Below are 20,381 nucleotides of genomic sequence, written 5' to 3'. Positions count from 1 at the left end.
TCGGTTGCCGCGCGTCAAATCTGGATCATCACCTTACCGGCCTCGATCTTCACCGGATAGGTCACGAGATTGACGCAGACCGGCGCGCCCTTGGCGGCACCTGTCTTGTAATTGAAGCGGCCATTGTGCTTGGGGCATTCGATGATGTCGTCCATCACCAACCCGTCGGCCAGATGCGCCTTCTCATGCGTGCAGTAGCCGTCGGTGGCGAAGAACTCGTCATCGGGCGAGCGGTAGACCGCGAAGGTGCGGCCGCCATGGTCGAAGCGGATGACATCCTCTTCCTCGACATCATCCACCGCGCACGCTTCAACCCAATCGGCCATCTCGGTCTCCTGCAAAATTCGCGATCGCTATTCGGCCGCAGCCGACATATCGACCTCGTGGAACTCGCCGCGATAGGGCCTGGCCGTCGGCGGCAGTTCGCGCTTGAGATAAGAATCCTCGTATTTCAGCTGCCTGAGCAGCACCGGCCAGACCTCGCGATAGGCATGCCACATCGACGGGTTCGGCTCCGGCAGGTCGTGTTTGATCAACTCATGCAGCCTGGGCAGCGCGTGATACGGCACCATCGGGAACATGTGATGTTCGACATGGTAGTTCATGTTCCAGTAGATGAAGCGGCTGATCGGGTTCATGTAGACGGTGCGGGTGTTGAGCCGGTGGTCGACGACATTGTCGGCCAGCCCAATATGCTGCAGCAGGCCGGTCGTCACCATGTGCCAGGTGCCGTAAAGGCGTGGCAGGCCGACCAGCACCAACGGGATCCATGACCCCAGCGCGATCGCGGAAGCGATCGTCGCAATGTACACGGCCATGTGCCAGCGGGCGGCGACGACAGCCTTGTGCTGTTCCATCTCGGGGATGTAGCTCTTCTCCTCCTCCGACAGGCTGCCGAAGGCCTGGCGCACCAGCGTCGGCAGCGAATAACGGAAATCGAGAATGCCGGTGAAGGCCAGCGCCGCCTTCAACAGGTCCGGCGGGCGCATGACCGCGATCTCGGCGTCGCGGCCGACGATGATGGTGTCGGTGTGGTGGCGGGCATGGCTCCAGCGCCATTGCACGGGATTGCGCATCAGCATGAAGGAGGCGATGTGGTAGACGACATCGTTCATCCAGCGCGTGCGGAAGGCCGTGCCATGGCCGCATTCGTGCCAGCGCGAGTCGCTCGACGAGCCGTAGAGCACGCCATAGACGAACAGGAACGGCACCACCCACCACGAGCCCCAGAACCAGACGATGCCAGCCGCCGAGCCGACGATGGCGGCGAGCCAGATGACGGTGTCGCGGATCGCCGGACCGTCCGAGCGCTGCATCAATTCCTTCATCGCCTTGCGCGGCACGTCGGTGTGATACCATTCGGCCGAGGCCAGGCCGGTCTCGATCGCCCTGCGCGTGCTTTCGCCGACCAGGCTGTAATCGCGCTTTTTTGCCATCGTCGTCACATCGACCTCCAATCGTCATGCACCGCTGGCAATCCGGTCCGCCGGCCGGAGGGCTTGCTTGGGACAAATGTTGCGCTCACGCCTTGCCCGCCAGGCTTGGGAAATTGCCGGAGGGCTGAGGATAATCCTGCTCGGGCTGGCGGGCGATGGCCGCGATCCTGCCTTCGGCCGCGGCAATCTCACCAGCACCGTCGAGCGCCCGGAACACTGTGTTATAGGCCCGGGCTTCGCCATGCTCCAGCCAGATCATCTCGCCGCGGTCGCGGGCGGCGAGATCGCCAAGCACATGATGGGTCGAAGGCTCGATGCCCAGCGCATACTGGCCGGCCTGGAAATTCTGCCATTGATAGGCGCAAGGCAATTGATCCTTGCGCGTCACCACTTCGAAGCCCAGACCGAGCCGGTCGTTGACCACGGCAACAGGCACCTCGCCCTTTGCGTCGGCGCCCATCTCATGCTGCCACACCTGCTCGCTGAACCCCAATCGCGGTTCCGGCATGGTGCGGTAGCCGACCTTCTGCGCCTCGTAGCGCTCGCCGGCATGACCGGCCCACACCACGTCGCGGATTGGCGCCAGATAGCGCGAGCCCTGGTCGAGTAAGGGATGGCTGACATTGACATGGTAGAAATACATGTGCGGCGTGCGGTTGAAGCCATGGTTGACGACACGGTCGAAAAGCCGGACCTCGTTGCCGCCGACATCGGCCTCGATACGACGGATGAGATGCAGGTCCTCGCCGAACACCGCCGACTGCTGGACGATGCCTTCGGCCCACAGCACGCAGCGGTCGCCATCCCAGCTTTCGCCATAGCCGGTTAGCCGCGCCGGGATGGTGCCGACGCGACCGTGCAGCGAATGGATGATGGTTTTCTTGCCGGGGTAGTTGTAGTTTTCGGCCGGCACTTCTTCGCGGCCCAATATGTGGTCGAGGCCGCAGGTGACGAGCAGGCCGGAAAAGGAGCGCGCCCAGGCGAGCCCGCTTTCACCCTCATAGTCGTGCAGCCCGGGATGGCGGAAGCCGCTCGGGGAATGCCAGCCGATCGCCTGGCCCTTGAAGTCGCAATCGGCGATGTCGAGTGCGCGGTCGACCAGCGAGGTGAAGCGCAGGCCCGAGCCGGTGCGGAACTCCAACATGCGGATGCCGCGCTCCACGCCGTCGCCAAGCGTCATGAGCCGCACACCGGCGAATTGCGACAGCAGGCCGGAGCGCTCCGCCACCTGCCTTCGCGACAGCGTCTTGCCGTAAAGCTCTACCATGTCACGGCCGCTTCTTCACTGCACTGTCGTCCCTTCAATCGGCGGCACTAACGGCCTTCACAGACCGTTGGCGCGGAACTTCCCGTCGAGGAATTTCTTGGCGCGCGGCACGTCGTCTTCCGACAGATGCTCGATGATGACCGGGATGTTCGGGTGCTTTTCCGCCAGCCGCTTGAGGTAGAGGTCGTAGTTCAGCGAGCCGAGGCCAGGCGCCGGCAACTCGATCTCACCGACGCCCCGGAACGTGTGGCTTTCCATCGCATCGGCGTCGCCGATATCGGCGTGCTTCTCCGACTTGTCGTCGCCCGAGCGCTTGACGTCCTTGGCATGCGCGATCTTGATCTTGTCGGTCAGCGTGTCGAACACCTGGTTGAGGATCTGGTCCATCCTGTCGATGTTGTGCGTCTCGAAATAGTTGGTCGGGTCCATCAACAGGCCGAGGCCGGGATGGTCGACCTGCGCGAACATCTTCACCGTCTCCTCGACCGAGCCGACGACGTTGTTGACATAGGTTTCAAGCAGGAACACCGCGCCGTGGTCGTAAGCCGTCTGGGCGAGGTCCGCGATCACCTTGCGGCATTCCTCGAACCCCTCCTCGGTCTTGTTCTTGGGGTGATGCACCCAGTCGGACTCGGTGTTGTAGGTGCCGGTCTCCGAGATCACGTAAGGCGAGCCGAAATGGCGAGCGTTGCGGATGATCTCCTTGAGATAGCCCACGCGCTTGTCGCGCTCCGCTTTGTCGGGATGGATGATGTTGGTGTAGCCCGACACGCAGCAGACCGGCAAGTTGTGGTCGCGGAAAACATCACGCACCTTCTTGGCCTTGTCCTTGGTGATCTGCCCGGCCGACAGGTCGACATCCTTGAAGTGGAGGTCGAGCTGCACCGTGTTGAAACCAAGACCGCGGATCTTCTTCGCCGTCTCTTCGAGGCTGTACGGGAAATAGCCCGTAAAAATGCCTGCCTGCATCATGATCTTGAATTCCTCCCTGTAAGCGATTCAATTATCTGGTGTTTCAGTTGCGGTGATCAGATAGCGATTTCGGAAAGCTTGACCGTGCGCCTCGATGCCATCGAGCGGTAGCCTGCCTCGACGAGCGCCATGGTCTTGACGTTGTCGGCGACGGACAGCGCCGGCGGCGTACCGGTCTTCACCGCGTGCTGCAGCTGCTCCATGACGCCGATAAAGGCATGCGGGAACCACATCGTCTCCCAGCTTGGGCTGACCCATTCGCCGCCAGTGGTCTCGGCCGAAGCATAGGTCAACGTCGAGGCAGCGCCCGTCGGCCAGCCGATCGTGCCCTTGGCGACACCCTTGGTGCCATCGACGCGCCAGTTGATGTGCTGGTCGTCCTTGTAGCCTTCCTGGCGCGGACCGGACCAGACATCCTCCAGCGAAACCGCGAGCACGCCGGACGGGAAACGCAGCGTCGAGACGGTGATGCCATCCAGATGGTCGAATGTCGTGCGTGGGTCTTTCCGCGTGACTGTCGTGATCTCATCGGGATCGCCGAACAGGAAACGCAGCACGTCGAGATGGTGCACGCTCATATTGGCGAGGGTCAACCGGTCGTAATCCTCGAGAAACGTTTGCCAGTGCGGGATCGCGTGCATATCGATCTGCGCGAAGACGATGTCGCCCAGCGCGCCGCTGTCGATAATCTGCTTCAGGACGCGCATCGACTGGTCGTAGCGCATGTTCTGATTGACCGAGAGGACCTTGCCGGCCTTCGCCGCCTCGTCGCGCAGCTTGACGGCTTCCTCGACCGACAGCGCCAAGGGCTTCTGCGCCATGATCGCCTTGATGTGCTTCTGCTTCAGCGCGTGGCGAATCAGCGCCGGCTGCAGGTCGGGCGGAAAGGCCAGGTCGATGATCTCGACGTTTGCATTCTCGATCAGCTGTTCCGGCGTGTCGTGCACGGTCGGGATCCCCCAGCGCGTGGCGACCTTTTGCGCATTCGGCCGCGTGCGCGAGGCGATCGCAACGACCGGAAACCCGGCCTCCTTGTAGGCGGCAAGATGGCACTCGGCCATGATCATGCCGGCGCCGACGCAGCCGATCCTGTATTCTTTCGTGCGGATCTTCACATCCGGCTCGAAGCCTTTGCCTGCCATGTCTTCCTCCCGAAATTCTGTCCTCGCGGCTGCAATCATCTCACCAGCGCGCCTCCGCTTTGCCCGAAATAATGCACGCGGGCGGGCTCGCAGAAAATCGCCACCATGGCGTCGGGCTTGATGTCGGGCTGGCCGCGCAACAGCGCCTTCAGCCGCGCCTGCCCGGCGGCGAGTGTCACGACGGTGTAACCACCAAGCGGCTCGACCTCGAACACCCGCGCCGGCCGGCCCTGGCCGCCATCCGCCCACGGCCTGACCTTGATATCCTCCGGCCTGAGCCCAATCTCGACGGCATCAACGGGGGCAGCCTTGTCGGCAATCCGGATTGTGCCTTCGGCGGCTTCGACGCCGCCCTCGCCCCGTGCGGATTTCAGTATATTCATCATGGGCGAACCGAGCAGCCGCGCCACATAGGTGCTCGCCGGACGGTCATAGATCTCAGCGGGCGCGCCGATCTGCCTGATCTTGCCATTGTCCAGTATGGCGATGCGGTCGGCGACCGACATCGCCTCTTCCTGGTCGTGGGTGACATAGATCAGCGTCTTGCCGAGCTCGCGCTGGATGCGCTTCAGCTCGACACGCGTCTCCTCGCGCAGCCGCGCATCGAGCGCCGAGATCGGGTCGTCCATCAGATAGGCGTTCGGGTCGCGCACAAGCGCACGCGCGATCGCCACGCGCTGCCGCTCGCCGCCCGAGAGCTGCGCCGGCGGCTTGTGCAGGATGTGGCCGATATGCAGCTTGGCCGCGACATCGGCCACCCGCCTTTCGATCTTTGCCTCGGCGACTTTGCGCTCGACCAGCGGGAAGCGGACATTGTCGCGCGCGCTCATATGCGGGAACAGCGCGAGGTTCTGGAACACCATCGCCACATTGCGATCGGCCGGCGACACCGCGTTGACCGGTCTGCCGCCGATCAGGATTTCGCCGGCGTCCGGCCTCTCCAGTCCAAGCACCAGGCGCAGCATCGTCGACTTGCCGGACAGTGGCGGCCCGAAGAAGCAGAAGAACTCGTTATCGTTGACGATGAACGAGGCATCGTCGACCGCGAGTGTGTTGCCGTAGTGCTTGGTTACATTGCGAAAAACGATGTCAGCCATCTCAACCCGCCTTCATCGCAACGCCGGAAGCCGCATCGAAGATACGCACGGACGAAGCCGCCGGCGCGACGACTGCGGTTTGCCCGATCGACAGCCCGACATCATTGTCGAACACCGCCTTCACGGCGCCATCGCCTTGGCCGAGATGGACGATGGTGCGCGCACCGATTCGCTCGACAAAGGTGACCGGCATGGCGAGCCCACGCCCGTCTTGCGCCAAAGCCACCTGCTCCGGCCGGAAGCCGTAGAGCATGTCGCCACGTGCACCGCGCAAGTATGCCGCCAATTCGTCCGGCAACGGCGGCGTGATGCCCAGCGGCCCGAGATCGATGACAAGGCCCCGATCGCTCTCCGCCGGCTTACCGTGGAGCAGGTTCATGCCCGGCGCGCCGATGAAGCGAGCGACGAAGACATTGGCCGGATTGTTGTAGACTTCGAGCGGCGTGCCGACCTGCTGCAGGACACCATGATCCATGACGGCGATACGATCGGCCATCGTCATCGCTTCGAGCTGGTCGTGGGTGACATAGACCATGGTCTGCCTGAACTGGCGCTGCAGCTGCTTCAGCTCGGTGCGCATGACAGCGCGGAAGGCCGCGTCGACATTGGAGAGCGGCTCGTCGAGCAGGAAGATCGCCGGCTCCATGATCGCCGAACGGCCGATCGCGACGCGCTGCAATATGTTGACGGACAGCCGGTCGGCCTTGCGGTCGAGCAGCGCCGTCAGTTGCAGCAGCTCGCCGATGGCGCCGACGCGGCGGTCGATCTCGGCTTTGGCGCCGCCCCGCATTCTCGGCCCATAGGCCAGGTTCTGGCGCACCGTCATATGGGTGAAGATGGCATAGTTCTGGAACACGAAGCCGACGCCACGCCGACCCATCGGCACGCCGGCCATATCGCGCTTGCCGAACATGATCCTGCCGCTGGTCGGCTCCTCCATGCCGGCGATCATGTTCATCGTCGTCGACTTGCCGCAACCGGATGGCCCGAGCAGCGCCATGAACTCGCCGTCTGCTATGTCGAGGTCCATGGTCTTCAGCGCAGTGAAGTCGCCGAATGTCTTGGTGAGGTTGCGCAGCTGGATCGCGCTCATGCCGCCACCTGCCTTGCCCGCGCCATACGCTTGATGGCGAACACGGCGACGATGGAGAGCACAATCAGGATGGCCAGCGCGATCGCCGCGACATAGCCCCAGATCAGGTCCTGCGTGGTGACCTTGTAGATGTAGACGGAGATCGTTTCGGTCGCGACGCCAGGGCCGCCGCCGGTCATGATGTAGAGCGTGTCGAATATCTTGAAGTTCTCGATCACGCGGATCGCCAGCGCGATGATGATGATGGTCTTCATCTTCGGCAGCGCGATGGTGACGAAGCGCTGCCATGGGTTGGCGCCAAGCAGCGTTGCCGCCTTGATCTGGTCCTCCGGCACGCCGACCAGGCCGGCAAGCAGGATGAGGAACATCAGCGGTGTCCACTGCCAGATATCGGCGATCATCACCGCGATCAGCGCAAGCGTGGGTTCCGACAGCCAGGCGATGGTGACTGATGTGCCCGTGATGGCGGACAGGATGTCGTTCACCGGGCCGCCTGACTGGAACAGCATGAAGAACATGTAGCCGGCCACCGCCGGCACCACCATCATCGGCATCAGCAGGATCGAATAGAAGATGCGCTTGCCGGGAAAATCGTCCGCGAACAGTGTTGCCAGTCCTAGGCCGAGCAGGAACTCCGCCGGCACGCAGACGATCATGACGAGCGCCGTGCGCTTCAGTGCGCTCCAGAAGCGGGCGTCGGCGGCAAGGTCGGTGTAGTTGGCGAAACTGTTCCACATCTCCCAGGCATTCCACCAGCCGAGGCCCGAAAGCGGCGACCAGTCGGTGACGCTGATGTAGAGCTGCATCAAGAGCGGAAAGGCCGAGATGAACAGCACCAGGATCTGCGCCGGCAGCGTCAGCCGGAAGCCCAGTCGCGCGCCCTCGTCGCGCAGGGCCGGCTTCGCACGGGCGGCACCCATTTCGTCCTCCGAAACAGTCACGGTCGCCGCGCTCATTGCTTGAGCGCCCCAAAGGTCAGCCCGCGCACCAGATGGCGCTGGATGGCGATGCCCATGATAACCGGCGGCACGGCGGCGATCAGGCCGAGCGCTGCCTTGGCGCCATAGAGCTGGCCGGTCATCGAGGACGACAGCGAAGCCATGTAGACCGGGATCGTCACCCATTCGCGCGTCGTCAAAAGCAGCGCGATCAGATAGTCCGACCAATTGAGGATGAAGACAAAGAGGGCAGCGCTAGCGAGCGGCGCGCGCATCATCGGCAGCGTGATGCGGGTGAAGACGCGCAGCCGCGAGCAGCCCTCGACCAGCGCCGCCTCCTCGATCTCGCGCGGCATGTCGTCGAAGAACGTCTTCATCAGCCAGAAGGCGAACGGCAAGGTGACGATGCCGTAGATCAGCGCCAGCCCCCACCAGCTGTCGGTAAAATTCAGGAAGGCCCACATGATCATCACCGGGATCATCACCGCCATCGGCGGAAACAACCGCAACTGGATCAGCGCCAGCGGCAGGTTCTGCCCAGAGCCGAAGCGCGACAGGCCATAAGCAGCAGCCGTGCCCGCCGACATGGCGATGGCCGTGCCGAACACCGCCGACAGCAGCGACGACAGGATCGGTTTCAGCGCCGTGCGGTCGAGCGCCACGATCAGGCTGTTGGTGGATTCGCCGAAGACGAACTGGAAATTGCTGAGTGTCGGGTTCTTCGGCCACCATCTCAGGTCGGCGCCGGTCGCCGACCATTCGGCGATCGGCTTGAAGGCCATTGACACCATCCACAGGATCGGCACCAGCGTCACCGCCATCGCCGCGAGGATCGCGGCATAACGAAATATCTCGAAAGGTACGGAACGCTTCATCTGGCTGCTTTTGCTGGTGGCGTTGAGTGCGGAGGGGAAGAGCTTTCGCCCCTCCCCTCCGGCTCGATCCAGGGAAACGGATCAGCTGATCGGATCGAGAACGGTCGGCCAGGCCTCCTTGTTGGTCCTGATGGCTTCGAGCAATTTGTCCTCGCCGATGCGCCGGGCGATCTTCTTCCACTCGGTCTCGGTGTCGGCCATTGCCTGTTCAGCGGTCTTGGCCTTGGTCAGCGAGGCCATGAGGTTTTCGTCCAGCGCATTGTGGAAGGCGGTGGCGCCGGGATAGTTGATGGTCGGCACCGTGCGGGCGACCGTCTCGCGCACCACGTCCATGTGGTAGGCGTGGTAGGTCTGCCGCACCAGCGGATCGGAGAAATCCGACAGCCGGAACGGATCCAGATAACCGCCGGGATTGGCGCTCATCCAGGCGTAGATGCGGGCGGAGCCTAGCCATTGCAGCAGAAGGTAGGCGACCTCCTGGTTTTTCGACTGCGACGAGACCATGCCGGTCAGCGAGAACCACAGAACGGAGCGGCTGATCAGCTTGCCGTCGATCTCGCGGCCGGGCGGCAGCATCGAGCCGATCTTGCCGGTGACAGCCGAATCCTTGTTGCCGGGATTGTCGAGGAATTTCGGCAGGTTGGAAAAGGCACAGGTCATCGCCGCACCGCCCTTGGCAAAATTGCCGTACTGCTCCGGCCAGCCCCACGAGATCGCATCCGGCGAGTGATGGGCGAGCGAGCCGACATATTCGTTGGTGGCGGCGATGCCATGCTCGGAATTGATCAGCGGCTTGCCGTCGTCACCGAACAGGAACTGGTTGGGCGAAGCCATCGAAACATAGCGCTGGTACCAGTTGGTATAGCCCCAGCCCTGGTTGCGCAGGTCGGTCAAGCCGAACAGGCCCTTGTCCGGGCGCTGGAAGAAGGCGGCGATGTCGCCATGCTGCTTCCAGGTCTTTGGCGGCGCCAGATCGTAGCCGTATTTGTCCTTGAACGCCTTCTGCTCGACTGCGTCGCCGAACAGGTCGCTGCGGTAGACCCAGGTCTGGAAGTCGCCGTCCAGCGACACGCCATAGTTCGACCCGCGATATTTGTTGAGCAGTGATACGCCCTTGGCTCCGTCGACATAGCCGGTCTTGGGATCATCCCACTCGGGCTTGTACTGGGCAACGAAGTCGTCGAGCTTGGCGATGCCGCCGGTCTCGGCGAGATCGCCGAGGCGGTTCCATTCGGTCGAATAGATGTCATAGGCCCCACCCTTGGTGGAGATATCCTGCATCGTCTTGGTGAATTCCTGGCCGTTCGGCAGGCCGACGATCTCGATCGGAATGCCGGTTTCCTTTTCCCACAGTTCCTTGATCGACGGCGCGCCGGCGGGGAAAGGCTGCGTGAGCTGGCCGATCGAGCCGTCCGACAGGCCGAGCACGATCTTGGCAGGTGCCTTGCCCGCGCCCTTCAGCGACTTGGCCGCCTCGATGGCACGGCCTTCCGGCGTGTCGGCGCCGTATTGGTAACGCTCGGCGCCCTCGAAGCCGGTCGGGCCGCCGATCATGCCAGGCGCCAGCGCGTCGGCCGCAAAGGCGCGGCCGGGACGAATGAATTGCGGCGCGATACCGGCCGCTGCCACGAACGCCGCCAACTTTCCTCCGGACGCCAGCAATCGGCGCCGCGATATGCGGATCAGATCAGACATTGGAATTCCTCCCTCAGGGCTCCATGTTTCCTCCACGAGCCCATGAGGGATATTGACGGCAGGATCGGAAGACTGTCAACATCATAAATAATCAAAACACCTCATAACATCGCAATGAGGCGAGGAAATGCGTCGTACCAAGGTCCACATACCGCTCCTGATGCCTCGATTTGATGGGAAATGTGCCTTCCCATTCCGGAATAGCCGTGCCGGGCGACCTGATTTAGCCCGACGGCTTGCGCATCGGCCAAGGCCGGATACATCATTTCCCATCAGAATCGCCGACGGCAGACAGTCGGCATTGCGTGATCCTGATGCGTTGAGGAGATGAAAGACGTGCGTTCCACCCTGACCGACATAGCCCGGGAAGCCGGCGTTTCCGCCGCCACCGTCGATCGCGTGCTCAACAACCGTCCCGGCGTGCGGACGCGCACACGCGAGATCGTGCTCGAAATGGCGCAGCGTCTCGGTTACATAGCCGAAGGCCCGAACGGAGCAGCGCCCCGGCCCTCGCCCGGCGAGGTCATCCGGCTAGACTTCGCGCTGCCGGCCGGCACCAACTCCTTCATCAAGATGCTGCACCGACACATCGAGGCGCAGGCCTTGGCGCGCCCGGATCTCGATGTCCACATCGCCACCATAGAGGGTTTCAACCCCGACCGGCTCGCCCGCCTGCTGCAGGAATTGCGCGGACAGACGCAAGGCGTCGGCGTCATCGCGCTCGACCATCCGACGGTGCGTGAGGCGATCCGCTCGCTGTCGGCCAACGACGTCAAGGTGGTGACCATCGCCTCCGACATCCTGCATGTGCCGAGGGTCGCGTATATCGGCATCGACAACCGCGCCGCCGGGCGGCTGGCCGGCTATCTGCTCAACCGTTTCATGGGGCCGGAGCGCCCCGGCAAGGTGGCGCTGTTCGCAGGCTCGCTTTCCTATCGCGGCCATGAGGAACGCGAGATGGGATTCCGGCACATATTGACCGAGGAATCCCCCAATCTCGAGATCGTCGAGATGCGCGAAATGCTCGATGATCGCGAAAAGGCTTATTCTGAAGCATCAGCACTGCTGGACCGGCACCCCGATCTCGCCGCGATCTACAATGTCGGCGCCGGCAACACCGGCATCGCCCGCGCGCTCAAGGAACGCGGCCGTGCGCAATCGATGGTCTTCCTCGGCCATGAGGTGACGGACGGCACCAAGGACCTTCTGCTCGACGGCACGCTGGATGCGGTCATCGACCAGAACCCGCGCGTCGAGGCGCGTGAGGCGCTCAACACTCTGACCCAGGCGGTCCGGGGACTACCCTATGAGCTGCACCAGCCAAGGCTGCAGGTGATCTTCAAGGAAAACATCCCGGAGATTTGAGCGGCTAGCTTTCTGTTTTAGCCCTTATGACCGCCTGGCCATCCGTGCCAGTGCGGATGGCTAACCGATCACCGGAAACGATCCCACCACTATCACATACCACCAGCGGCATACTTTTCCCGTACAGAAACTCCGCTACGATCGCCCCCACCGCCAGGATCGGATCCGGCCGCTCCAGAAGAATGCCAGCCGGCGCCGTACCCCGGCGGATCGCTTCGGCCAGGACGGAGGATGAGGAGGATGACCCTCGCCCGCTTGGCATGACCAGTATCCTGCCGGCGACATTCTGGCCCAATCCAGGATGCGAATGGTCGATGATTTCCCCCGTCTCGGCGTCGATGCCACCCCAGAAACTGAGCGGCTGCGAGAACACCAAAGCCGGGCCATCGGCCTCACCGGCGAGTTGGAAAGTGCCCAGCCTATCGGCCGCGTCCTTTGCAACGGGCTGCGTCATGAGGCACCCCGCACGACATGTCCGGCCGCTGCGGAGCGGATGCAATCCTTCATCTCGGCAAAGGCGACGGTCACGCCGATATTGCCCGGCGCGTAATGCGCCCATTTGCCGGAATTGGTCATCACCACGCCGTCGAGCCGCTCGAGGATGGAGGTGACATAAGTGCACGTATCGGCGACCGGGATCAGGCCGAATGCCTCCATGCCGGCCAGCGCGCCTTCCTCCTGCAACCGCGTCAGCGTCGCGCGTCCGGTGTTGACATAGATCGGGATGCCCTTGCCCGGCGCTGCCTCGCGCAGCATCGGCAACAGGCGCGTCCACTCCTCGTGCGAGAAATGCGGCGTGCCCAGCGACACTGCGGCAAGCGGCGCCCCGTCGGCCACTCCGGACAATCTGGACAACGCATGATCGATATCTGCCCGGGTGATGCGGATCGTCTCATCCGGCGCGTGGCCGTGAAACGCTTCGTCGAGCATGTTGGCCTCCGGCGTGATGCCGACCGCATGGAACAACGCCACGGCACCGGTCGTCGCGGCCGCCGCGCCAAGCGCCTTGAGCTGATCCTCGTCGCGCGGCCGCGGCAGGCCGGCAATGACCGGAATGCGGTCGCCACTGACTTGTCCGACGATCAGCCCGACGCCGACGAACAGGCTGTCGCTCGGTTCGGCTTCAACGATGTCCAGCTCGAACAGGATGCGGCCGCGCCGGTTTTCGCTGAGATGCAGGCCCCAGGCCGGTGCGCGCCCGGTCATGGCGCAGCACAAATCGATGAAGTCGCCATAGCGGTTGGTGCGCGCGCCGATCACCGAATTGGCGAAGACGATGGCATTGGATTCGCCCCAGGCGATCTGTTGGCCGAATTCAGGCCGGAACCGGGTCTGGTAGGGCGCGCAAGTGAAGGTCGCCTGGCAGCCAAGCTCCAGATGCGCCTTCATCAGCCGCCGCGCCGGCACCTCTTCCGCCGCCGGCATCTTCACCATGCCCGGATGGATGAGGTCGAACGAGCCGACATTGAGCGTCGTCGGCACCTGCACGCGCCCGCCGCCCTCGACCAGCCGTTCGACGAAATCCAGCCCGGCCTTGCCGTGATAGAGACAGCCGTCGATATGGGCACCGCTGATGTCGAGCAGGCCGCATGCGCCGATGGCGTTGGAGAACGCGACGAGGATTTTCATGGCGGCGGCTGCCGACGGGCCTTGCTCGCCGTCGAGCATGGATCGGTCACGCGCCATCAATTCTAGCGTCATCGGAATGCTCCGGACTTATGCCCGGCTATGCTGTTCCCTATTGTCCCACGTCTGGCAAGAGCCGGAGCGAGGATCAGGTCGCAGCAATCAGCACCGTGCTTTCCGGCGACCAGCGCAGCACCACATCCTGCCCTTCCGCCAGCCTGTCGGCGCCGGTGTTCTGCACGATCACCTTCAGTGTCTGGCCGGCACGCTCGACGAAATAGGTGCTGTTGTTGCCGGCGAAGATGCGTTTGGAAACCTGGCCCTTCAGCATGTTCGCATCGCTATCCACAGCCCCGGCATCGGTGCCGATCCGGATGCGCTCGGGCCGCACGGCGCAGCTCGCCTTGGCGCCGGCGGCAAGCGTCGCACCCGCGCCTGCGGCAATCGCCGTACCATCCTGCAGGCGGATGCCGTTGCCGGTCGTATCGCCGCGAAAAATGTTGGCGTCGCCGAGAAAGGTGGCGGCGAATTCGCTTCTCGGCCGATCGTAGATCTCCTCCGGCGGCCCCTCCTGCACCAGCCTGCCGTCGCGCAATATGCCGATGCGATCGCTCATCGTCAGCGCCTCTTCCTGGTCGTGGGTGACGAAGATGGTGGTGATGCCGATCTCGCGCTGGATGCGCTTCAATTCGATCTGCATGTCGACGCGCAGCGCCTTGTCGAGCGCGCCGAGCGGCTCGTCGAGCAGCAGCACGCGCGGCTTGGTGACGATGGCGCGCGCCAGCGCCACGCGCTGGCGCTGGCCGCCGGAGAGCTGGTGCGGCCGGCGGCCGCCGAGCTTGCCCAACTGCACAAGGTCGAGCGCGCGCTGCACTTCGGTCGCAATCACCGCCTTGGCCTCGCCCCGCACCGAAAGGCCGAAGGCGACATTGTCGGCGACGCTCATATTGGGGAACAGTGCATAGTTCTGGAACACCATGCCGATGCGTCGCTTCTCGACCGGCACCCGCTCCACGCTCTCGCCGCCGATGGAAATGCGGCCGGAGTCAGGAAAATCGAAGCCGGCGATCTGCCTGAGCAACGTGGTCTTGCCGCTGCCCGACGGACCGAGCAGCGCATAGAAGCCGCCATCGGCGAAGTCGATGGAGACATCGTCCAGCGCCTTGTGCGCGCCAAAACTGCGCGAGACATCAGATACCTGCACGCCGGCCATTATTTCTCTCCGCCGAATTTGAAGAAGCGCGCCGTGAGCAGCATCAGCGCCATCGACACGACAATGATGATGGTCGAGACAGCATTGATCTCGGGCGTGAACCCTTTGCGGATCGCGGCATAGATCTCGACCGGCAGCGTCGTCTGGCCGGGCGTCGACAGGAAGTAGGACACGACGAACTGGTCGAACGACACGGCAAAGGCAAACAACCCGCCGGCGATGACGCCCGGCATGATCCAGGGCAGCGTGACACGAACTGTGACCTGCCACTGATTGGCGCCGAGCGAGCGCGCCGCCTCCTCCAGTTCCGGCGCGAAGGTCTGCAGCCGCGCCGAGACGACGACGATGACATAGGGCAACGCCAGCGCGACATGGCCGAGCAGAATGGCGAACAGGCCGCGTCCGATGCCGACGCCGAAGAAGAAGATCAGCATCGCCGTGCCGGTAATCAGCCAGGGAATGGCGATCGGCGGGAAGAGCAGCGCCTGCAGGACCTTCTTGCCGAGAAATTCGTAGCGGAAGAGCGCCAGCGACGCCGCCGAGCCCAGCACCACGCTGATAATGGTGGTGAGGATTGCGATCTCCAGGCTGTTCCAGGTCGCGGCAATCAGCTGGTCGTTCTGCCACAGCGAGGCGTACCATTCGGTCGTCCATTCGAACGGCAGCTGGTAGAAGGGCGAGACGTTGAACGACATCAGCGCCATGATGATGATGGGAAGATAGAGGAAGGCGAGCAGCAGCCCGATGTACAGCCGGCCAAGTCCTTCCAGGATGCGGGTCGTCGCCATCACGCAGCCCTCCGCAGCACCGGCGAGGCGATCGCCAGGATGACCAGCACGACGGCGAGCAGGATGAAGGATAATGCCGCCCCCAGCGGCCAGTTGAACACGGCGACGAACTGGTCCTCGATCACGGTGCCGTAGAAGGTGCCGGTGCGCCCGCCGAGGATGCGCGGCTCCATGAACGAGCCGACGACGGGGACAAATATGAGCGCGGCACCGGCCACTAGGCCCGGCATCGACAGCGGAATGATCACCCGCTTCAGCACCTGCAGCCGCGTGGCGCCGAGCGAGCGCCCGGCCTCGATCAGCGAGTCGTCGATTGCCTGCAAGGTGAGATAACAGGTCAGCACCATGTAGGGCACGTAGGAGTGCACCAGCCCGATGATGACGGCCGGATAGGAATACATCAGATCGATGTTGATCTTGAACGGCAGCACGGCGTTCAGCGCCGTATCGAGGATGCCGCCTTCGCGCAAAACCATCGCCCAGGAGAAGATGCGCACCAGCCCGTTCGACCAGAACGGCAGGATGACGAGCAGGAAGATCGCTTCGCGGCTGCGCCCCTTCAGCACCTTGGCGAGCACGTAAGCGGCGGGATAGCCGATGACGATGCACCACAGCGTCACTTCGAGGCCGAGGCGCAGCGAGGCGAGCAGCAGCGTGAGATAAAGGCTCTGCGAGAAGAAGGCGGCATAGTTGCCGAGCGTGAAAGCCCAGGGCTTTCCCGACAGCGGCAAGTCGGTCATGAAGGAGAAGAAGACCATGGCCGACAGCGGCAGGAAGATCGCCACCGTCAGCCAGATATAGGCCGGCGCCAGCAGCGGCAGAGCCGATCTCAACCCGCTGCGCGATGCGGTCGCGCTTTGTGCCGCCATGCCACCCTCCTCCCCAGGATTGAAAGGACCAGCCGGCGCGAACCGCCGGCTGGTTCGGACGTGCGTTTTATTTCACGTCGACCTTGAGCTGCTGCCAGAGCGCCAGATAGGCCTCGCGCTGGGCATCGGTGATCGGCGCCTGGAACTGGATGCGCTTGGCGACCTCTGGATCGCCCATCACCTTGCGGTTGAAGGCATCCTGAGGCAGCGCCGCCACGGCCTTGGTGTTGGCGGACACAGGGGCGCCGACTTTGGTGACCCATTCGACGTAGAATTTCGGGTCGATCATCCAGTTGATGAAGGCCTGCGCGCCCTCGACATTCTTGGAGCCGACAGGAATGGAGAAGGCATCCAGCCAGGCGACGGCGCCTTCCTGCGGAATGACCAGCGAAACCGGCAGCTTGAAATGCGTCTTGGCGCGATCGGCCGATCCGCTCCAATAGGTGCCGATGTCGATCTGGTTGGAGGCGACCATCTGGTTCCAGTCGTTCTCCGAGCTCCAGAACGTCTTGATCTGCGGCATCAGCGAGGTGAGCTTCGTCTTGACCGCATCCATATCCTTGATGTCGTTGATGTTCTGACCGGTGGCGATAGCGCCGAACTGCACCGCCTCGACGGCGTCGTCGCGAATGACGACGCGGCCCTTGTGCTTGGGATCCCACATTTCGGCGATCGACGTCGGCGCCTTGTCGAAGGATTTTTCATTGATGGCGAGCGCGGTCAGGCCCCACACCCATGGCACGCCATAGACCTTGCCCTCATGGTCGAGCATCGGCGAACCGGCCTTATCCTTGCTGATGTCGGCATAGTTCGGCAATTTCGACGTATCGATCGGCTGGATCAGTTTTTCCGCCATCGCCTGGTCGTTGAAGGCGGCGTTGATCATGACCACGTCATAAAGCCCCGGATTGGTCCGGATCTTGGTCAGCATTTCCTGTTCGGAATTGAAGAAGTCGTTGACGACCTTGTTGCCGGTCGCCTTCTCGAAGGCGGCGACCGCCCAGGGCTCGTCGGCGCCGTAGCCTTTCCAGTTGAGCACATGCACTTCGGCGGCATTGGCGGCCAGCGTGAGTGCGGTGGTGAAAACGGCAGTCGCCGTCAGCAGGGCAGTCAATCTTGGCATGCGCATGTCGGTTCCTCTCATTGTTTGCCCGCTTGGCGGGGCTTGTCAGGCTGTCTGATGGGCCTTCTGGTTCTGGCCCGGCGCGCCGGTCGCGGCGGCCTGGCTCAGGAAAGTCTGGATTTCCGCATCGGTCGGCGCCGATGAGCCGCCATGGCGGGTGACCGAAATGGCCGCCGCCGCATTGGCGTAACGCCCCGCCTCGAAGGGCGGCGTACCGCGCGCCAACGCACTGATGAAAGCGCCGATATGGGTGTCGCCGGCGCCGTTGGTGTCGACTGCCGTGACGTTGAAGCCGGTAATGGTCTGCGCCATGCCGTCGGCCAGCCTGATATGGCAGCCCTTGGCCGCCGAGCGGATGACGACGCCGGCGGCCCGGGGGCAATGGTCGGCGAGCAGCCGCGTCGCCAGGCTCTCGACGTCACCGGAGCCGGCAATGTCGGCGGCCTCCGCCGCGTTGCAGCTGAGCCAGGTGGTGCGGGCAAGCACCCGCGACAGGATCAGGCGCGGAATGTCCGAAATGATCGGCGTCGGGTCAAAGACGAACGGTGTTTGCGCAGGAAGCGCCTCGATCCAGTCTGTGAGCGCGTCGCGGCTTCCCGCATAGCTCAGCGTATAGCCAGAGGTGAACACCCAATCGTCCGGCGCCGCCGATACGGGCGCCATCATGTCGAGGGTGAGCACACTTTCTGCCCCCGGCCACGAGACGAAAGTGCGCTCGGCATCGCTCGAGATCATGGCGACGCAATTGCCGCTGTCCATCGCAAGCGATGGCGGCGTCAGTGTCTCGATGCCTTCTGCGGCGAAGGCGGCGCGCAGGAAATCGCCGTTCGGCCCGCTGCCGAGCTGGCCGCCGAACACCACTGTCATGCCGGTGCGGGAGGCCGCGACCATCATGTTGAAGCCGCCGCCGGCGACCTGGGCAAAGCTCGATGCCGTCTTCTCGGTACCCGGCGCGGGCAAGGCGTCGATGCGGTAGACATAGTCGACCACCGCGCTGCCGATATGGACGAGGCGCCCGCTCATTCGGCCGCGTCCTTGCCGAACCCGGTCTTGGCCACCCTTGCCGCCACGAGATCGGCGGCAAGCGCGCGCACCTCTGACATGTCGATGCCGACAAGCCGGGCAATATGCTGCTGCGGCAACAGTGAAAAGCCGGTGCAGGCGCCGGCCATACCGGCCGCGATGGCGCCGATCGTGTCGGTGTCGCCGCCGAGATTGGCGCTGATCACAGCCGCTTGCCAGGGATCGCCCCCGGCGACTTCCAGCACAGCGAAGGCGGCCGGAACCGATTCCTGGCTGGCAACGCCGGTGCCGACCAGGTCGGTGATCAGCCGGATCGCATCCCCCGCCACTTTGCCGCGCACCAGATCCTGCGCCCAGACGATACGCGAGGCGATGTCGCCGCCGGTCACCCAATGGCCAAGTGTCGCCCCTCGCCTCGCCGCCGCGACGGCACTGTCGCAGGCGGCGCGCCAGTCGCCGCCGGAAACGCCACGGCTGACGGCCGCCGCGACCGCTGCGGCCGAGGCTATGGCAATCGAGGTGTTGTGCGTGGCGCGGCAGGTCTCGGCCACCTTGGCGACGAACGCGTCGAGTGGCTCCAGCGGCATCATGATGCCGACAGGCGCGATGCGCATGGCAGCCCCATTGGTGTCGCCGCTGCGCCCCGCTTCCTCGGCCGGCACGCCCTTGTTGATGGCGTCGATGGCGCGCTTGGTCGACGGCCCCAGCAGATCGTAGCTGCCGCGCGCCTTGACCTCGCGCTCCCAGTCGAGCAGCGCGTTGACCCAGCGCGTGTGGTCGAAGCGCTCGCCTGAAACAACCAGGATGCGGCCGAGCAGCAGCGCCTGTTCGGTATCGTCGGTAATTGTGCCGGCCAATAATCCCTTCGACACGGGATGCTCGGCGAAGGGCGCGACGAAATCGTCGACACGGCCGTAGAGCTCCGCGATGCGCGCCGGCGACAGGAGCTGCGTCGGCATGCCAAGCGCGTCTCCCAGCGCCCCGCCGACAAGCGCGCCCATGGCGCGATCAAGCGTGTCCGGCATCGCTCAGAACCTCATATGCAGCGCGAAATGCGCCGGATTGAGCAGGCTGGTGACATATTCGATCGGCCGGTCGTCGGCCGCGCGCGTCAGCCGCCGCCCGCGCAGGAAGGGCGTGCCTTGCGGGCAACCCAGGATGGCCGCGTCCTCGGCGTTGAGCATCTCGATGCCGACCCATTCCTCGCCATGGTCGGGGATGAGGCCGGCGCCGCGCAGCGTCTGGTGCAGCGATCCTTCGCGCAGGCCGCGCAGCGGCACATCCTCAAGCTCCGGCGACAGCGGCAGGCGGCTGCGCTCGATCGAAATCGCGTGGCCATCGCTGGCATTGGTGCGCACACGGTCGACGGCGATGAAGAAGGGGCTTTCGATCTCCAGCAAGGCAGCGAGATCGGCGTCTTCGATGATCTCCAGCCGCAGCGTCCTCGTTTCGGCATTGGCGCCGGCATTGGCCAGCGCCCGCGACCAGCCGATCGCGTCGTCGACCGGCTTGCCGTCGAAGGTGACGAAGGAGCCGATGCCGACCTTGGTGGTGATCAGCCCACGGCTGGACAGTTCCTCGAGGCCCTTGCGGACCGTGTTGCGGCTGACGGAGAAGCGCTGGACGAGCTCGTTCTCGCTTTGCAGGCGGTCTCCGAAGCCGAGCACGCCGGAGCGGATTTCATGTTCCAGAACGGTCGCGATCTGCTCGGGCTTGCCCGTGCCGGGAGACAGTTGAACCATGCGCCGCTTCATATGCATACCTGTTCATTGAACCTGTATAGTCCTGTTCATTATATGGCTGTAAACCTCCTGTCAATGCGATGCCGAGACCCCAGGCAGCGACTGGAAATTGCCTGT

20 protein-coding genes are annotated in these 20,381 nt (G+C 63.8%); 1 reads left to right on the top strand and 19 read right to left on the bottom strand.

Annotated elements, in window-relative coordinates:
- Positions 1 to 14 precede the first annotated feature (14 nt).
- The 10 genes from CK226_RS00640 to CK226_RS00595 form a co-directional block, all read right to left on the bottom strand.
- Complete coding sequence (locus CK226_RS00640; RefSeq protein ID WP_095787828.1) at positions 15 to 326, bottom strand: MocE family 2Fe-2S type ferredoxin; 312 nt, start codon at positions 324 to 326, stop codon at positions 15 to 17.
- A 27-nt stretch (positions 327 to 353) separates the two neighbouring features.
- Positions 354 to 1,436, bottom strand: coding sequence for a fatty acid desaturase family protein (locus tag CK226_RS00635; RefSeq protein WP_095774023.1), 1,083 nt, complete (start codon positions 1,434 to 1,436; stop codon positions 354 to 356).
- A gap of 85 nt (positions 1,437 to 1,521) precedes the next feature.
- The gene (locus CK226_RS00630; protein WP_095773826.1) at positions 1,522 to 2,703 is read right to left on the bottom strand and encodes an aldose 1-epimerase family protein; all 1,182 of its coding nucleotides are present in this window, start codon (positions 2,701 to 2,703) and stop codon (positions 1,522 to 1,524) included.
- Positions 2,704 to 2,760: 57 nt separating this feature from the next.
- On the bottom strand, positions 2,761 to 3,675 hold the full coding sequence (locus CK226_RS00625; protein WP_095773825.1) for a sugar phosphate isomerase/epimerase: 915 nt from the start codon (positions 3,673 to 3,675) through the stop codon (positions 2,761 to 2,763).
- Positions 3,676 to 3,731: 56 nt separating this feature from the next.
- The gene (locus CK226_RS00620) at positions 3,732 to 4,817 is read right to left on the bottom strand and encodes a Gfo/Idh/MocA family oxidoreductase (protein WP_095790739.1); all 1,086 of its coding nucleotides are present in this window, start codon (positions 4,815 to 4,817) and stop codon (positions 3,732 to 3,734) included.
- A 35-nt stretch (positions 4,818 to 4,852) separates the two neighbouring features.
- Entirely contained in the window at positions 4,853 to 5,914 is a 1,062-nt protein-coding gene (locus CK226_RS00615) for an ABC transporter ATP-binding protein (RefSeq protein WP_095790738.1), read from the bottom strand.
- 1 nt (position 5,915) lies between these two features.
- Positions 5,916 to 7,007: an ABC transporter ATP-binding protein gene (locus CK226_RS00610; RefSeq protein ID WP_095790737.1), complete on the bottom strand. Its 1,092-nt coding sequence runs from the start codon at positions 7,005 to 7,007 to the stop codon at positions 5,916 to 5,918.
- A complete protein-coding gene (locus tag CK226_RS00605) occupies positions 7,004 to 7,963 on the bottom strand; it encodes a sugar ABC transporter permease (RefSeq protein WP_095773821.1) in 960 nt (319 codons plus the stop codon). Before CK226_RS00605 ends, CK226_RS00610 begins: the two co-directional genes overlap by 4 nt.
- Complete coding sequence (locus CK226_RS00600; RefSeq protein ID WP_095773820.1) at positions 7,960 to 8,820, bottom strand: carbohydrate ABC transporter permease; 861 nt, start codon at positions 8,818 to 8,820, stop codon at positions 7,960 to 7,962. Before CK226_RS00600 ends, CK226_RS00605 begins: the two co-directional genes overlap by 4 nt.
- An 81-nt stretch (positions 8,821 to 8,901) precedes the next feature.
- Positions 8,902 to 10,515 carry an extracellular solute-binding protein gene (locus CK226_RS00595; protein WP_095790736.1) on the bottom strand — a complete coding sequence of 538 codons (1,614 nt, stop codon included), beginning with the start codon at positions 10,513 to 10,515 and terminating at the stop codon, positions 8,902 to 8,904.
- Between the two features lie 336 nt (positions 10,516 to 10,851).
- On the opposite strand from CK226_RS00595, the gene CK226_RS00590 reads away from it, so the two are divergent.
- Positions 10,852 to 11,880, top strand: coding sequence for a LacI family DNA-binding transcriptional regulator (locus tag CK226_RS00590; RefSeq protein WP_095774022.1), 1,029 nt, complete (start codon positions 10,852 to 10,854; stop codon positions 11,878 to 11,880).
- A 4-nt stretch (positions 11,881 to 11,884) separates the two neighbouring features.
- Here the strand turns inward: CK226_RS00590 and CK226_RS00585 are convergent, their stop codons facing one another.
- From CK226_RS00585 to CK226_RS00545, 9 genes are all read right to left on the bottom strand, one after another.
- The gene (locus CK226_RS00585) at positions 11,885 to 12,334 is read right to left on the bottom strand and encodes a DUF126 domain-containing protein (protein ID WP_095790735.1); all 450 of its coding nucleotides are present in this window, start codon (positions 12,332 to 12,334) and stop codon (positions 11,885 to 11,887) included.
- On the bottom strand, positions 12,331 to 13,581 hold the full coding sequence (locus CK226_RS00580; RefSeq protein ID WP_095790734.1) for an aconitase X: 1,251 nt from the start codon (positions 13,579 to 13,581) through the stop codon (positions 12,331 to 12,333). Before CK226_RS00580 ends, CK226_RS00585 begins: the two co-directional genes overlap by 4 nt.
- Before the next feature lie 73 nt (positions 13,582 to 13,654).
- Complete coding sequence (locus CK226_RS00575; protein ID WP_095790733.1) at positions 13,655 to 14,719, bottom strand: ABC transporter ATP-binding protein; 1,065 nt, start codon at positions 14,717 to 14,719, stop codon at positions 13,655 to 13,657.
- The gene (locus CK226_RS00570; protein WP_095790732.1) at positions 14,719 to 15,507 is read right to left on the bottom strand and encodes an ABC transporter permease; all 789 of its coding nucleotides are present in this window, start codon (positions 15,505 to 15,507) and stop codon (positions 14,719 to 14,721) included. Before CK226_RS00570 ends, CK226_RS00575 begins: the two co-directional genes overlap by 1 nt.
- Positions 15,507 to 16,376 carry an ABC transporter permease gene (locus CK226_RS00565; protein ID WP_095787651.1) on the bottom strand — a complete coding sequence of 290 codons (870 nt, stop codon included), beginning with the start codon at positions 16,374 to 16,376 and terminating at the stop codon, positions 15,507 to 15,509. Before CK226_RS00565 ends, CK226_RS00570 begins: the two co-directional genes overlap by 1 nt.
- A 67-nt stretch (positions 16,377 to 16,443) precedes the next feature.
- Positions 16,444 to 17,505 carry an ABC transporter substrate-binding protein gene (locus tag CK226_RS00560; protein WP_095791048.1) on the bottom strand — a complete coding sequence of 354 codons (1,062 nt, stop codon included), beginning with the start codon at positions 17,503 to 17,505 and terminating at the stop codon, positions 16,444 to 16,446.
- 39 nt (positions 17,506 to 17,544) lie between these two features.
- Positions 17,545 to 18,522, bottom strand: coding sequence for a PfkB family carbohydrate kinase (locus tag CK226_RS00555; RefSeq protein WP_095790731.1), 978 nt, complete (start codon positions 18,520 to 18,522; stop codon positions 17,545 to 17,547).
- Positions 18,519 to 19,547, bottom strand: a complete 1,029-nt coding sequence (locus CK226_RS00550; RefSeq protein WP_095790730.1) for an ADP-ribosylglycohydrolase family protein — start codon at positions 19,545 to 19,547, stop codon at positions 18,519 to 18,521. Before CK226_RS00550 ends, CK226_RS00555 begins: the two co-directional genes overlap by 4 nt.
- Positions 19,548 to 19,550: 3 nt before the next feature.
- A complete protein-coding gene (locus CK226_RS00545; RefSeq protein ID WP_095774021.1) occupies positions 19,551 to 20,276 on the bottom strand; it encodes a GntR family transcriptional regulator in 726 nt (241 codons plus the stop codon).
- Positions 20,277 to 20,381: the final 105 nt, after the last annotated feature.

The organism is Mesorhizobium sp. WSM4311 (assembly GCF_002295115.1).
In the GTDB taxonomy this organism is placed as follows: Bacteria; Pseudomonadota; Alphaproteobacteria; order Rhizobiales; family Rhizobiaceae; genus Mesorhizobium.
The sequence above is the reverse complement of the archived record's forward strand: the minus strand, read 5'-3'. Positions and strand labels throughout refer to the sequence as shown.